This is a genomic window from Bacillus sp. FSL L8-0358 (assembly GCF_038593095.1).
Lineage (GTDB): Bacteria > Bacillota > Bacilli > Bacillales > Bacillaceae > Bacillus > Bacillus subtilis.
The window spans coordinates 2,857,016-2,871,473 of record NZ_CP151962.1 but is presented as its reverse complement, the minus strand read 5'-3'; the positions used below and the strand labels follow the sequence as shown (position 1 = coordinate 2,871,473).

Below are 14,458 nucleotides of genomic sequence, written 5' to 3'. Positions count from 1 at the left end.
ACGAAATCAACGCTGTAAGAAGCCGGTCGGGCTTCTTTTTTATTTTCCAGCCTCATTGCGTATAAATCCTTTGAAACCTTATAATAAAAACAAGAAGACTGTCCTTAGAGGTGAAAGGCTTGGCAACGAAGCATGAACAAATTTTAACGTATATCGATTCACTGCCTGTCGGTGAAAAAATTTCTGTCCGAAGAATTGCAAAGGAAATGAAAGTAAGCGAAGGAACCGCGTACAGAGCGATCAAGGAAGCAGAGAATAAAGGGTTTGTCAGCACGATTGAACGTGTGGGCACAATCAGAATTGAACAAAAGAAAAAAGAGAACATTGAAAAGCTTACCTATGCAGAGGTTGTAAATGTTATAGACGGACAAGTGCTCGGAGGCAGGGCAGGGCTCCATAAGACCTTGAATAAATTCGTCATCGGCGCGATGGAGCTTGACGCGATGATGCGTTACACCGCAGCGGGGAATCTTTTGATTGTCGGAAACAGAATCAATGCACACAGGCAGGCGCTTGAAGCGGGTGCGGCCGTATTGGTGACCGGGGGCTTTAACACGGATGACAGCATTGTGCAGCTGGCAGATGAGCTTGAACTGCCGATTTTATCCACGAGCTATGACACCTTTACAGTTGCCGCGATGATTAACCGGGCAATTTATGACCAGCTGATCAAAAAAGAAATTGTTTTGGTGGAGGACATCCTAACACCTGCTGACCGCACGGTATATCTTTCGCCTAAGGATAAACTTGAAAAATGGTATGAGAAAAATTTTGAAACGGGGCACGGCCGCTTCCCGGTTGTCGACGATCAAATGAAAATCCATGGCATTCTGACATCAAAAGATATTGCTGGCCATGACCGAAATGCATCTATAGAAAAAGTCATGACCAAAAATCCCGTCACGGTTATTGGGAAAACATCTGTCGCTTCAGCTGCGCAAATGATGGTATGGGAAGGGATCGAAGTGCTTCCCGTCACTGACGGCCACCAAAAACTCATCGGCATGATCAGCCGCCAAGACGTATTGAAAGCTCTTCAAATGATTCAAAAGCAGCCGCAGGTCGGGGAGAAGCTTGATGATATCGTTTCAAGGGGGTTTAAAGATGAGGGTGATGATAAAGAAGATCAAACGGTTTACGAGTATGAAGTCACGCCGCAAATGACAAATCAGCTTGGAACCATTTCTTATGGCGTATTTACGACTATTTTGACGCAAGCGGCAAACCGATTTTTGCGCTCGAAAAAACGCGGCGAACTCGTCATAGAGAGCATCACCATTTTCTTTTTGAAGCCTGTGCAGATGGAATCAGTCATCGAAGTCAAACCTCGCATCTTGGAGGCCGGCAGAAAGTTTGGGAAAATGGAAGTGGAAGTGCACAGCCAAGGTCATATCGTGTCTAAAGCGATGCTGATGGTTCAGCTGATGGAAAGAAGCTAAGGGACGTTCAGGCGCCCCTTACGCGTGATCTCTTTCAGCTTCTTTGGCGTGAAGGGGATTGTAATGCCTGAAGGCTTTATAACCTGCCCAAGCGCTTCCTGCTCCTATGACGATAAAGATACCGCCGATTACTAACGTTAATACTGAATGGAATAATATCATTTGGTTAAGCCCGTAGAACAGGACTAGTGACCCTAAGGCCATGCTTGATTTTGCTGAACATATTTCTTTTGCCAAAGATGGCTTTGCCCGTACGCCTTTTACTTTATAGTACACATAAAAGCAGGCTGAAAGCCCAATCAAAAAAACAAGAACCAGCATAAATGAAATCCTCCATCGTAAAAGTTTACAAACCCATTTTATACAAAAACGGGCTTGGTTTTGACGTTATTTTTCTTTTCCGTCGGCAGAGAATGTGATTTAATGAATAAAAACAATAAAGGAGTATCAAATGAAAACAGAATTGATCAGAACCATATCATTATATGACACGATTATCTTACATAGACATGTGCGTCCTGATCCGGATGCCTACGGATCACAGTGCGGGCTTACGGAAATCCTGCGTGAAACATATCCTGAAAAAAATATTTTTGCGGTCGGCACGCCTGAACCGTCCCTCTCTTTCTTATATTCCCTCGATGAGGTGGACAATGAAACATATGAAGGCGCACTTGTCATTGTCTGCGATACGGCAAATCAGGAAAGAATCGACGATCAGCGTTATCCTTCAGGCGCCAAACTAATGAAAATCGACCACCATCCGAACGAAGATCCATACGGTGACCTTCTCTGGGTCGATACAAGCGCCAGCTCAGTAAGTGAAATGATTTACGAGCTGTATTTAGAAGGAAAAGAGCACGGCTGGAAGCTGAATACGAAAGCGGCAGAGCTGATCTACGCCGGCATTGTTGGAGATACCGGACGCTTTTTATTTCCGAATACCACGGAAAAAACATTAAAATATGCAGGCGAGCTCATTCAGTATCCATTCTCTTCCTCAGAGTTATTTAATCAATTGTATGAAACAAAACTGAATGTGGTGAAGCTTAACGGCTTTATCTTTCAAAATGTGTCTTTGTCCGAAAACGGGGCGGCTTCTGTTTTCATCAAAAAGGATACGCTTGAAAAATTCGGCACAACGGCTTCTGAAGCGTCGCAGCTTGTCGGGACGCTTGGCAATATCTCAGGTATTCGCGCCTGGGTGTTTTTCGTAGAAGAAGACGATCAAATCAGAGTCAGATTCCGTTCGAAGGGGCCTGTCATTAACGGACTTGCCCGGAAATATAACGGCGGAGGGCATCCGTTAGCTTCAGGCGCCTCTATTTACAGCTGGGATGAAGCTGATCGGATTTTAGCTGATCTGGAAACATTATGTAAAGAACACGAGTAGAGGGGAGACCCTCTCTCTTAGTGTTCATCTGTGACGGGGATGAACCAGCAGCCGAAATCAGTAAGGTCCTCGTAGACTTGGAGATTGTGTGATTGAAGTTCTTTTTTGATGAGGGAAGCGAGTGAGTTTGTTTCGGCATATGCAGAAAAACCTTGTCTGAGACGGGCTGCTTGATCTTTTGCTAACTGACGGTCACTGTAAACCTCCATTTCCCTTCCTCCTTCCTTTCGCCATTAAGCCTCACATATAGTTTATAAAAAAGAATGGGAAAAAGCGACAGAAGTTTGGAGAATTTGAAAAAAATCCATAATTATGTGGCGAAAGATATTTCAAGTTCCACTGTCAGCCTCGTATAAATAATCAATTCTCTGACGGTTGCCTCGTATTTTTTCTCATTGATCATATAGACTTTATTTTCAATTGTCCGCTTCAAGAGATCCTTTGTTTGATAGACGCTCTCTATGTCTTTTGTAATCACCTCTGAAATATCATCCTTTACATGCTCCTCGAATTTCGTTTTATCCGGCTGTGATATTTTATATTTATCCCCATTCAGCAATTTGACGCTGACGCTTTGAATCAGCAGTTTTCTTTTATTATCTTCATTCAGTTTATGGAGGTCTTCCTGATAGATCGAAATTTGATTGTTCAAGTCTTTTACATGCTCTTTTTGCTTTTCGATGAGGCTGACCTGCTCCTCTTGGAATGTTCCGTAAGTAAACAGGAAAAAGAACCAGCTGATTACGGCTCCGCACATCATTCCCGCGAAAAAACGCTGCCATCCCGGTTTTTTGTAATGCTGGGGGACCCTCATGAAGAAAGATGCTCCTGGGTCAGCCATGATATAATAAGCCAGCCGCTTTGCGCGCCCCCCATGGCCGAAATAATTAAAAGAAGCTGTTTAAAGATATCTCTCGTATTGCCTTCGAGTATGCCGCGTTCAAAGCTGTATACCGCATCAAAGGTGCCTCCGATAGCTGCGACAAGCGCCCATATTTTTAACCGGTTGGCAAGCTTTGTAATGGCTGTAAGCGGGGGTTCGCCTGCCAAGTATGCTCCGAGCCCTCCAATGAGTGCGCCTCCGATCAGCACCCCTAACGCAATGAAGTAGCTATTGATAAAATTCACCATAAATCCTGCTTCCTGATCCATCTTTATCACCTCACCTTTTATATCATATTGAGCTTTCAGGACAAGTATGATGATGAGTCAAAAAAGAACATTTGTTTCTTTTGGAAACCGGCCTTATAATGAAGGAAGAAATGGATCGTAATGAGAAAGAGGTGATAGCATGTCTTTTGTTCACCTGCAAGTGCATAGTGGGTATAGCCTGCTAAACAGCGCCGCGGCTGTGGAAGAGCTCGTCAGTGAAGCTGACAGGCTCGGATATGCGTCTTTGGCGCTGACAGATGATCATGTCATGTACGGAGCTATTCAATTTTATAAAGCTTGCAAGGCGAGAGGGATCAACCCAATAATTGGTTTGACGGCTTCTGTTTTTACAGATGACAGCGAGCTTGAAGCATACCCGCTCGTCCTGCTGGCAAAATCAAATACAGGCTATCAAAACCTGCTGAAAATCAGCAGCGTTCTGCAATCTAAATCAAAAGGCGGACTGAAGCCGAAATGGCTTCACAGTTATCGAGAAGGGATTATCGCAATAACGCCCGGCGAAAAAGGATATATTGAAACGCTTCTTGAAGGAGGGCTGTTCGAACAGGCTGCTCAAGCCTCGCTGGAATTTCAGTCAATATTCGGAAAGGGAGCTTTTTATTTCTCCTATCAGCCTTTTAAAGGGAATCAAGTCTTGTCTGAGCAGATTCTAAAGCTGTCAGAAGAAACGGGTATCCCTGTTACGGCCACAGGCGATGTGCATTACATAAGGAAGGAAGATAAGGCTGCCTACCGTTGTTTGAAAGCGATTAAAGCGGGGGAAAAACTGACGGATGCACCCGCTGAAGATTTGCCTGATCTCGATTTGAAACCACTCGTAGAAATGCAAAACATTTATCGAGAGCATCCCGAGGCACTGCAAGCTTCTGTAGAGATCGCGGAACAATGCCGGGTTGACGTCAGTCTCGGGCAGACCCGTCTACCGTCTTTTCCGACCCCAGACGGAACGTCCGCTGATGATTATTTAACGGATATCTGTATGGAGGGACTCCGCAGCCGTTTCGGCAAGCCTGATGAACGATACCTTCGCCGTCTTCAATATGAGCTTGATGTCATCAAGCGGATGAAGTTCAGCGATTACTTTCTGATCGTGTGGGATTTTATGAAGCACGCCCATGAAAAAGGGATTGTTACAGGACCGGGAAGGGGTTCTGCGGCAGGTTCTCTTGTGGCATATGTCCTGTATATCACAGATGTTGACCCGATTAAGCATCACCTTCTGTTTGAAAGATTTTTAAATCCCGAACGCGTCAGCATGCCGGATATTGATATTGACTTTCCCGATACTAGAAGGGATGAAGTCATTCAATATGTTCAGCAGAAATACGGTGCAATGCACGTCGCACAGATTATCACCTTTGGAACACTTGCGGCAAAGGCGGCGCTCCGGGACGTCGGCAGAGTATTCGGCGTCAGCCCGAAGGAGGCAGATCAGCTTGCAAAACTCATTCCTTCAAGACCGGGCATGACGCTGGATGAAGCGAGACAGCAGTCACCGCAGCTGGATAAGCGGCTTCGGGAGTCAAGCCTGCTTCAGCAAGTCTATTCAATTGCCCGGAAAATAGAAGGGCTGCCAAGGCATGCATCAACCCACGCAGCGGGCGTTGTCCTGAGTGAAGAACCGTTAACAGATGTTGTTCCGCTTCAAGAAGGGCATGAAGGGATCTATTTAACGCAATACGCGATGGACCATCTTGAAGACTTGGGCCTTTTAAAAATGGATTTCTTAGGTTTGAGGAACCTGACACTTATTGAATCCATCACTTCAATGATTGAAAAAGAAGAAAATATTAAAATAGATCTTTCAAGTATTTCCTACAGCGATGACAAAACGTTCTCCTTGCTGTCAAAAGGGGATACGACAGGCATTTTCCAGCTTGAATCTGCAGGGATGAGAAGCGTCTTGAAACGGCTGAAACCTTCAGGCCTAGAAGATATTGTGGCGGTCAATGCACTGTACCGGCCGGGTCCGATGGAAAATATTCCGTTATTTATCGACCGTAAACACGGCCGGGCGCTTGTTCACTATCCTCATGAAGATTTAAGGAGCATTTTGGAAGATACATATGGCGTCATTGTGTATCAGGAACAAATTATGATGATTGCTTCCCGTATGGCGGGGTTTTCTTTAGGCGAAGCGGACCTATTGAGAAGGGCGGTCAGCAAAAAGAAAAAAGAAATCCTGGACAGAGAGCGAAGCCATTTTGTTGAAGGGTGCTTAAAAAAGGAGTATTCTGTAGACACTGCAAATGAGGTCTACGATTTAATCGTCAAATTCGCAAACTATGGCTTTAACCGAAGCCATGCGGTGGCATACAGCATGATCGGGTGCCAGCTTGCGTATTTGAAAGCTCATTATCCGTTATATTTTATGTGCGGATTGCTGACAAGCGTCATTGGCAATGAGGATAAAATCTCTCAATATCTTTACGAAGCAAAGGGGAGCGGGATTCGTATCCTTCCTCCGTCAGTGAATAAAAGCAGTTTTCCGTTTACAGTTGAAAACGGATCTGTCAGATACAGCCTCCGCGCGATAAAAAGTGTAGGCGTCTCAGCAGTCAAAGATATATATAAAGCAAGAAAAGAGAAACCATTTAAAGATCTTTTCGATTTCTGTTTTCGCGTGCCGTCAAAAAGCGTAAATCGCAAAATGCTTGAAGCACTTATCTTTTCTGGTGCGATGGACGAATTCGGCCAAAACCGGGCCACGCTGCTCGCATCCATTGATGTTGCTTTGGAACATGCTGAGCTATTCGCCGCGGACGATGACCAAATGGGATTGTTTTTAGATGAATCGTTTTCAATTAAGCCGAAGTATGTGGAAACGGAAGAGCTTCCGCTAGTGGATTTACTTGCGTTTGAAAAGGAAACGCTCGGCATTTATTTTTCAAATCATCCGCTCTCCGCCTTCCGAAAACAGCTCACTGCGCATGGAGCAGTCTCCATTCTGCAGGCTCAGCGGGCAGTCAAAAGGCAGCTTTCACTAGGCGTTCTGCTGTCGAAGATCAAAACGATTCGGACGAAAACAGGTCAAAACATGGCGTTTTTAACGCTCAGTGATGAAACCGGCGAGATGGAAGCCGTAGTCTTCCCTGAACAATTCAGACAGCTTTCACCCGTTTTAAGAGAAGGCGCTCTTTTGTTCACAGCGGGGAAATGCGAAGTAAGACAAGATAAGATCCAATTCATCATGTCCCGGGCAGAATTATTAGAAAATATGGATGCAGAAAAAGCGCCATCGGTTTATATAAAAATAGAAAGCAGTCAGCACAGCCAGGAGATCCTGGCAAAGATTAAGCGCATTTTGCTGGAGCATAAAGGGGAAACAGGCGTTTATCTCTATTATGAAAGGCAAAAACAGACGATTAAGCTTCCTGAGTCGTTTCATATCAATGCAGATCATCAGGTGTTATATCGCTTAAAAGAGCTGTTGGGTCAAAAAAACGTCGTTTTAAAACAGTGGTAACGATTCGCTTTTTGTTATACAATTGGAGCAATTATGTGATCCTGTTTAAATATTCAGATAGATTTACTCCGCAGAATGCAGCAATCAACGCAGCAGTATACGAATCAAAAAATATCCATAAGGAGTGTTTAGGAGAATGTCATTAAGAGAAGAAGCATTACACCTGCATAAAGTCAACCAGGGGAAACTGGAGTCTAAATCAAAAGTAGAGGTCAGAAATGCGAAAGATCTAAGCCTCGCTTATTCTCCGGGTGTTGCAGAACCGTGTAAGGATATTCATGAAGACATTAACAAAGTATATGATTATACAATGAAGGGGAACATGGTAGCAGTTGTAACTGACGGTACAGCTGTGCTTGGCCTTGGAAACATCGGCCCTGAAGCGGCGCTTCCTGTTATGGAAGGGAAAGCAGTCCTTTTCAAAAGCTTTGCGGGCGTAGATGCGTTCCCGATTGCTTTAAACACAAACGATGTTGATAAAATCGTTGAAACTGTAAAATTGCTGGAACCGACATTTGGCGGCGTCAACCTTGAAGATATTGCAGCGCCAAACTGCTTTATCATTGAAGAGCGCCTCAAAAAAGAAACAAACATCCCGGTTTTCCATGATGATCAGCACGGTACTGCCATTGTAACCGTAGCAGGTCTTGTGAACGCGCTGAAACTGTCTGGAAAATCCATGTCATCCATTAAAGTTGTCGCAAACGGCGCGGGTGCGGCTGGCATTGCGATTATCAAGCTTCTTCATCATTATGGCGTTCGCGACATTGTGATGTGCGATTCCAAAGGGGCCATTTATGAAGGGCGCCCGAACGGCATGAACGATGTCAAAAATGAAGTGGCGAAGTTCACGAACCAAGATCGCAAAGACGGTTCTCTGAAAGATGTCATCGTTGATGCTGACGTATTTATCGGTGTCTCTGTAGCAGGCGCGTTAACAAAAGAAATGGTTCAAAGCATGGCAAAAGATCCAATTATCTTTGCAATGGCAAATCCAAATCCGGAAATCATGCCGGAAGATGCGCGTGAAGCCGGAGCAAGCGTTATCGGAACTGGCCGTTCTGACTTCCCGAACCAAGTAAACAATGTTCTTGCATTCCCTGGTATTTTCCGCGGAGCGCTTGATGTGCGTGCCACTCATATTAACGAGGAAATGAAAATCGCAGCGGTTGAAGCCATTGCTTCACTGGTTTCAGAAGAGGAGCTTAGCGCAGACTATGTCATCCCTGCACCGTTTGATAAACGTGTTGCGCCTGCTGTTGCGAAGGCTGTGGCAAAAGCTGCGATGGAAACAGGTGTTGCAAGAATCACTGTTGACCCTGAGGAAGTCGCAGAAAAAACAAGAAAACTTACGATTATTGGTGAATAATTAATTCATTCCAAAAATGGCAGCGCGTTGGCGGAGACCGGCGCGCTGTTCTCAAGTTAAACTGACGGCTGAAATTTTTTTAGGGGGCTAGCCTTAAAAAAATTTCAGCCGGGTTTAACATTATTTTTGAATGCGCTGTCAACCTTGTCGTTTCAACACCTTATCTGATTTCATACAAGCCTTTCCGAGCACGTCATCGAATAAAAAGTTGTCGAATTGAGGATGACAGCGTTTGACAAAAAAAGTACAATAGTTTCGGTAAAGTTATTAGCAAGTCTATCTGTTTGATGACATGCGGTGAAGAGAACCCTTCACAAAAGGGAGGTAATCATTTGTTAAAGGATATATTCACGAAAAAGAAAAAGTATGCTTCCGTACCATCTGATCAAGCGAAGCACGATGTTCCGGAAGGCATTATGACAAAATGTCCTAAGTGTAAAAAAATCATGCTCACTAAAGAGTTGGATAAAAATATGCGGGTATGCATGAACTGCGATTATCATTTCCCAATGAACGCAAAACAGCGTATCGAAAGCTTGATGGATGAACAATCCTTTGAGGAATTCAATCAGGGAATGCTCTCGGAAAATCCGCTTGGTTTCCCGGGATATCTGGAAAAGCTTGAAAAAGATCGCGAGAAAACATCCTTAAACGAGGCTGTTGTGACAGGCAAGGGCACCATCGGCGGACACCCGGCTGTTGTCGCCGTCATGGACTCTTCATTCAGAATGGGCAGCATGGGTTCAGTCGTCGGTGAAAAAATCACGCTTGCGATTGAAAAAGCAAAAGCTGATAAAGTTCCGTTTATTATTTTTACGGCTTCAGGCGGCGCTAGAATGCAGGAAGGCGTATTAAGTTTGATGCAGATGGCTAAGACAAGCTCTGCGTTAAAATTGTTCAGTGAAGAACAAGGTCTTATTATTTCAGTAATGACGCATCCGACTACCGGGGGCGTATCAGCAAGCTTTGCATCCCTTGGCGATTACAATTTCGCTGAGCCTGGCGCGCTGATCGGTTTTGCCGGAAGACGGATTATTGAACAGACAATAGGAGAAAAACTGCCTGAGGACTTCCAAACGGCTGAATTTTTATTAAAACATGGACAGCTTGATGCGGTTATTCATCGCGACGATATGAAAAAAACGTTAGAAAATCTGCTGGATATGCATCAAACAGGAGGTGACATTGAGTGGCTCCAAGATTAGAATTTGAAAAACCGGTGATTGAACTGCAATCCAAAATCGCCGAACTAAAAAAATTCACCCAAGATTCCGATATGGATCTAAGTGCGGAAATCGAACGGCTCGAAGACCGTCTCGCTAAGCTTCAGGATGATATTTACAAAAATCTGAAGCCATGGGACCGGGTTCAAATTGCGCGTCTGGCGGACCGTCCGACAACTCTTGATTATATCGAACACCTGTTTACCGACTTTTTTGAATGTCACGGAGACAGAGCGTACGGGGACGATGAAGCCATTGTCGGCGGGATTGCGAAGTTCCACGGCCTCCCTGTAACGGTAATCGGGCATCAGCGCGGCAAAGACACGAAGGAAAACCTAGTCCGCAATTTTGGGATGCCGCATCCTGAAGGCTACAGAAAAGCGCTTCGTCTGATGAAACAGGCTGACAAATTTAACAGACCGATTATCTGTTTTATTGATACGAAGGGGGCATACCCTGGACGAGCAGCTGAAGAAAGAGGACAAAGTGAAGCTATTGCCAAAAACCTGTTTGAGATGGCCGGCCTTCGAGTGCCTGTTATCTGCATCGTCATCGGTGAAGGCGGAAGCGGCGGAGCCCTTGGTCTGGGAGTAGGCAATCACTTGCATATGCTGGAAAACTCTACTTATTCTGTTATTTCTCCGGAAGGTGCCGCGGCACTTTTATGGAAGGACTCCAGTCTTGCTAAAAAAGCAGCAGAAACAATGAAAATCACTGCGCCGGATTTAAAAGAATTAGGTATTATAGATCATATGATTAAAGAAGTAAAAGGCGGAGCGCACCATGATGTGAAGCTGCAGGCAAGCTATATGGACGAAACCCTTAAACAATCGTTAAAAACTTTGCTGAAGCTGAGCGAAGAAGAATTAGTTCAGCAGCGCTATGAAAAATATAAAGCAATTGGCAAAGTCTCGGTTGAAGATCAATATATCGGGGTAAACTAAATAAACGTGAAGCCTTTGGCTCACGTTTATTTTTTGTGACATTCCTTAAATTTTATTTAAAAACAATTTATTTAATTGTATAATAGGTAAGGTTTCATAGGGAGGATGGAGATCCCTTTTCATTGTTTTTAGGGCAATGATCATGTTATGTTTAATCATATATGTTGCTGAGGTGAATGGAGAATGAAACGTATAGGGGTATTAACGAGCGGCGGGGATTCCCCGGGAATGAACGCAGCAGTTCGCGCAGTAGTCAGAAAAGCGATCTATCATGACGTTGAAGTTTACGGTATTTACAACGGATACGCGGGATTGATCAGCGGAAAGATTGAAAAGCTTGAACTCGGATCAGTAGGCGATATTATACATCGTGGAGGAACTAAGCTTTATACGGCAAGGTGTCCTGAATTCAAAACAGTTGAAGGCCGTGAAAAAGGGATAGAAAACTTGAAGAAGCTTGGTATTGAAGGCCTTGTTGTTATCGGCGGAGACGGTTCATATATGGGTGCGAAAAAATTAACGGAACACGGGTTTCCATGTGTAGGTGTACCGGGTACAATTGATAATGACATTCCGGGCACTGATTTTACAATCGGTTTCGATACAGCTTTAAATACAGTAATTGACGCAATTGATAAGATTCGCGATACAGCGACTTCTCATGAACGTACATATGTAATCGAAGTAATGGGCCGTCATGCCGGCGATATTGCATTGTGGGCCGGTCTTGCAGGGGGCGCGGAATCGATCTTAATCCCTGAGGCAGACTATGACATGCACGAAATCATTGCTCGCTTAAAACGCGGCCACGAACGCGGCAAGAAACACAGTATTATTATTGTTGCCGAAGGTGTAGGCAGCGGTGTTGAATTCGGGAAACGCATTGAAGAAGAAACAAATCTTGAAACTAGGGTATCTGTATTGGGCCATATCCAGCGCGGAGGTTCTCCGAGTGCTGCTGACCGTGTGTTAGCAAGCCGTCTCGGCGCATATGCAGTTGAACTGCTGCTTGAAGGAAAAGGCGGACGCTGTGTAGGTATACAAAACAATAAGCTTGTAGACCATGATATTATAGAAATACTGGAGACAAAACACACAGTTGAGCAAAACATGTATCAGCTTTCAAAAGAACTGTCTATCTAATGTGCAGCTGAAGGCTGAAGATTTCAGAAGGAAGTGAACCAAATGAGAAAAACTAAAATTGTTTGTACCATCGGTCCGGCAAGTGAAAGTATTGAAATGCTTACGAAATTAATGGAGTCAGGAATGAACGTGGCTCGATTAAACTTTTCTCACGGAGATTTTGAGGAGCACGGTGCAAGAATTAAAAATATCCGCGAAGCAAGCAAAAAACTTGGCAAGAACGTTGGTATTCTGCTTGATACAAAAGGTCCTGAAATCCGCACACATACAATGGAAAACGGCGGTATTGAGCTTGAAACAGGCAAAGAGCTTATCATTTCAATGGACGAGGTTGTAGGAACAACAGATAAAATTTCAGTGACATATGAAGGTTTAGTCCATGACGTTGAACAAGGTTCAACGATTCTGTTAGATGACGGCCTTATCGGTCTTGAGGTACTTGATGTAGATGCCGCTAAACGCGAAATCAAAACAAAAGTATTAAACAACGGAACACTCAAAAATAAAAAAGGTGTTAACGTACCGGGCGTAAGTGTCAATCTTCCGGGTATTACTGAAAAGGATGCGCGAGACATCGTTTTCGGTATTGAGCAAGGAGTAGACTTCATCGCACCATCTTTCATTCGACGTTCCACGGACGTGCTCGAAATCCGTGAGCTTCTTGAAGAGCACAACGCTCAGGATATTCAAATCATCCCTAAAATCGAAAACCAAGAGGGCGTTGACAACATCGATGCAATTCTCGAAGTGTCTGACGGCTTAATGGTTGCACGCGGAGACTTAGGTGTGGAAATTCCAGCTGAAGAAGTGCCGCTTGTGCAAAAAGAACTGATCAAAAAATGCAACGCGCTGGGCAAACCTGTTATTACAGCGACACAAATGCTTGACAGCATGCAGCGCAACCCGCGTCCGACTCGTGCGGAAGCAAGTGACGTTGCAAACGCGATCTTCGACGGAACAGATGCGATCATGCTATCTGGTGAAACTGCTGCCGGAAGCTATCCGGTTGAAGCAGTTCAAACAATGCATAACATCGCGTCCCGTTCTGAAGAAGCTTTAAATTATAAAGAAATTCTCTCAAAACGCAGAGATCAAGTGGGCATGACAATTACAGACGCAATTGGACAATCTGTCGCGCATACGGCGATTAACCTGAATGCTGCTGCGATTGTAACGCCGACAGAAAGCGGCCATACAGCACGTATGATTGCAAAATACCGTCCGCAGGCTCCGATTGTTGCGGTTACTGTAAATGACTCTATTTCCAGAAAGCTTGCCCTCGTATCTGGCGTATTCGCAGAAAGCGGCCAAAATGCGAGCTCAACAGATGAGATGCTTGAGGATGCTGTCCAAAAATCATTGAACAGCGGAATTGTAAAACACGGCGATCTTATCGTTATTACAGCAGGCACTGTCGGTGAGTCCGGCACTACAAACTTAATGAAGGTTCATACTGTCGGCGATATCATCGCTAAAGGGCAAGGCATTGGACGCAAATCAGCTTACGGTCCGGTTGTCGTTGCACAAAATGCAAAAGAAGCTGAGCAAAAAATGACGGACGGTGCGGTACTTGTTACCAAAAGCACTGACCGTGATATGATTGCATCCCTTGAAAAAGCGTCTGCTCTTATTACAGAAGAAGGCGGCTTGACTAGCCATGCTGCGGTAGTCGGATTAAGCCTTGGCATCCCGGTTATCGTGGGTCTGGAAAATGCGACATCTATTTTGACAGATGGCCAGGATATTACAGTTGACGCTTCCAGAGGCGCAGTCTATCAAGGCCGTGCGAGCGTTCTTTAATTACAGGTGAAAACGGAAGGGGAATCCCTTCCTTTTCTCTTTATCATGCCTTTTGTTGAACAGAACGTGTTACACGTGTGGGGGGCTTGGATATGAGATTTTTGTTTTTGCTTTTTATTGTGTTTCCGGCAATAGAAATCGGCATATTCCTGTTTTTAGGCAAGCTGATTGGCATTTTGCCGACAGTTTTATTCATGATTCTGACGGGCATTATCGGCGCAGCAGCTGCAAAAAAACAAGGAACCGAAGTGTATTATAAGGTTCAGCGTGATCTTCAATATGGCAAAATGCCGGGGAAAGCGATTGCTGACGGTCTGTGCATTTTCATCGGCGGTCTATTGCTGATGCTTCCGGGCTTTTTATCAGATTTGGCCGGCGCCTGTCTTCTTATCCCATTTACCCGCGGCTGGTGTAAGCCGATTCTGTTCAAATGGCTGAGAGGAATGTCGAAGAATAAGCGGATCATCATCAAATAAAAAACGGCAGCCATGAAAAAACGGCTGCCGTT

General features: G+C 44.6%; 13 protein-coding genes. 9 read left to right on the top strand and 4 right to left on the bottom strand.

Annotation, left to right across the window (positions count from 1 at the left end):
• The first annotated feature begins 119 nt into the window (after positions 1–119).
• Positions 120–1,439: a CBS domain-containing protein gene (locus NYE49_RS14800; protein WP_004398641.1), complete on the top strand. Its 1,320-nt coding sequence runs from the start codon at positions 120–122 to the stop codon at positions 1,437–1,439.
• 18 nt (positions 1,440–1,457) lie between these two features.
• On the opposite strand, the gene NYE49_RS14795 is transcribed toward NYE49_RS14800, so the two are convergent.
• Positions 1,458–1,760, bottom strand: coding sequence for a YtpI family protein (locus NYE49_RS14795; protein WP_003229401.1), 303 nt, complete (start codon positions 1,758–1,760; stop codon positions 1,458–1,460).
• 130 nt (positions 1,761–1,890) lie between these two features.
• Between NYE49_RS14795 and nrnA the strand changes: the two genes are divergently transcribed.
• The gene (gene nrnA / locus NYE49_RS14790; protein WP_004398971.1) at positions 1,891–2,832 is read left to right on the top strand and encodes a bifunctional oligoribonuclease/PAP phosphatase NrnA; all 942 of its coding nucleotides are present in this window, start codon (positions 1,891–1,893) and stop codon (positions 2,830–2,832) included.
• A gap of 17 nt (positions 2,833–2,849) precedes the next feature.
• Here nrnA and NYE49_RS14785 read toward each other — a convergent pair whose 3' ends face one another.
• The 3 genes from NYE49_RS14785 to ytrH form a co-directional block, all read right to left on the bottom strand.
• Positions 2,850–3,041 carry a hypothetical protein gene (locus NYE49_RS14785; protein ID WP_003229407.1) on the bottom strand — a complete coding sequence of 64 codons (192 nt, stop codon included), beginning with the start codon at positions 3,039–3,041 and terminating at the stop codon, positions 2,850–2,852.
• Positions 3,042–3,142: 101 nt separating this feature from the next.
• Positions 3,143–3,646, bottom strand: a complete 504-nt coding sequence (gene ytrI / locus NYE49_RS14780; RefSeq protein ID WP_003229408.1) for a sporulation membrane protein YtrI — start codon at positions 3,644–3,646, stop codon at positions 3,143–3,145.
• Positions 3,643–3,984 (bottom strand): sporulation membrane protein YtrH, encoded by a 342-nt coding sequence (gene ytrH, locus NYE49_RS14775; RefSeq protein WP_003229410.1) that lies wholly within the window; start codon positions 3,982–3,984, stop codon positions 3,643–3,645. The genes ytrI and ytrH overlap by 4 nt, the downstream gene beginning before the upstream one ends.
• Positions 3,985–4,123: 139 nt before the next feature.
• On the opposite strand from ytrH, the gene dnaE reads away from it, so the two are divergent.
• From dnaE to NYE49_RS14740, 7 genes are all read left to right on the top strand, one after another.
• On the top strand, positions 4,124–7,471 hold the full coding sequence (gene dnaE / locus NYE49_RS14770; protein ID WP_047183014.1) for a DNA polymerase III subunit alpha: 3,348 nt from the start codon (positions 4,124–4,126) through the stop codon (positions 7,469–7,471).
• 136 nt (positions 7,472–7,607) lie between these two features.
• Positions 7,608–8,840 (top strand): NADP-dependent malic enzyme, encoded by a 1,233-nt coding sequence (gene maeB / locus NYE49_RS14765; RefSeq protein WP_047183013.1) that lies wholly within the window; start codon positions 7,608–7,610, stop codon positions 8,838–8,840.
• Positions 8,841–9,172: 332 nt separating this feature from the next.
• On the top strand, positions 9,173–10,045 hold the full coding sequence (gene accD, locus NYE49_RS14760) for an acetyl-CoA carboxylase, carboxyltransferase subunit beta (protein ID WP_003223544.1): 873 nt from the start codon (positions 9,173–9,175) through the stop codon (positions 10,043–10,045).
• On the top strand, positions 10,030–11,007 hold the full coding sequence (gene accA, locus NYE49_RS14755) for an acetyl-CoA carboxylase carboxyl transferase subunit alpha (protein ID WP_015384352.1): 978 nt from the start codon (positions 10,030–10,032) through the stop codon (positions 11,005–11,007). The genes accD and accA overlap by 16 nt, the downstream gene beginning before the upstream one ends.
• 183 nt (positions 11,008–11,190) lie before the next feature.
• Positions 11,191–12,150, top strand: a complete 960-nt coding sequence (gene pfkA, locus NYE49_RS14750; RefSeq protein ID WP_003237788.1) for a 6-phosphofructokinase — start codon at positions 11,191–11,193, stop codon at positions 12,148–12,150.
• A 42-nt stretch (positions 12,151–12,192) separates the two neighbouring features.
• A complete protein-coding gene (gene pyk / locus NYE49_RS14745; protein WP_004398560.1) occupies positions 12,193–13,950 on the top strand; it encodes a pyruvate kinase in 1,758 nt (585 codons plus the stop codon).
• A gap of 92 nt (positions 13,951–14,042) precedes the next feature.
• A complete protein-coding gene (locus tag NYE49_RS14740; protein WP_047183012.1) occupies positions 14,043–14,426 on the top strand; it encodes an FxsA family protein in 384 nt (127 codons plus the stop codon).
• Positions 14,427–14,458: the final 32 nt, after the last annotated feature.

Excerpts from the sequence above, each read along its gene's own strand:
- maeB (WP_047183013.1), top strand. The coding sequence starts at position 7,608 with ATGTCATTAAGAGAAGAAGCATTACACCTGCATAAAGTCAACCAGGGG.
- pfkA (WP_003237788.1), top strand. The coding sequence starts at position 11,191 with ATGAAACGTATAGGGGTATTAACGAGCGGCGGGGATTCCCCGGGAATG.
- pyk (WP_004398560.1), top strand. The coding sequence starts at position 12,193 with ATGAGAAAAACTAAAATTGTTTGTACCATCGGTCCGGCAAGTGAAAGT.
- NYE49_RS14795 (WP_003229401.1), bottom strand. The coding sequence starts at position 1,760 with ATGCTGGTTCTTGTTTTTTTGATTGGGCTTTCAGCCTGCTTTTATGTG.
- dnaE (WP_047183014.1), top strand. The coding sequence starts at position 4,124 with ATGTCTTTTGTTCACCTGCAAGTGCATAGTGGGTATAGCCTGCTAAAC.
- ytrH (WP_003229410.1), bottom strand. The coding sequence starts at position 3,984 with ATGGATCAGGAAGCAGGATTTATGGTGAATTTTATCAATAGCTACTTC.
- NYE49_RS14785 (WP_003229407.1), bottom strand. The coding sequence starts at position 3,041 with ATGGAGGTTTACAGTGACCGTCAGTTAGCAAAAGATCAAGCAGCCCGT.
- ytrI (WP_003229408.1), bottom strand. The coding sequence starts at position 3,646 with ATGAGGGTCCCCCAGCATTACAAAAAACCGGGATGGCAGCGTTTTTTC.
- nrnA (WP_004398971.1), top strand. The coding sequence starts at position 1,891 with ATGAAAACAGAATTGATCAGAACCATATCATTATATGACACGATTATC.
- NYE49_RS14740 (WP_047183012.1), top strand. The coding sequence starts at position 14,043 with ATGAGATTTTTGTTTTTGCTTTTTATTGTGTTTCCGGCAATAGAAATC.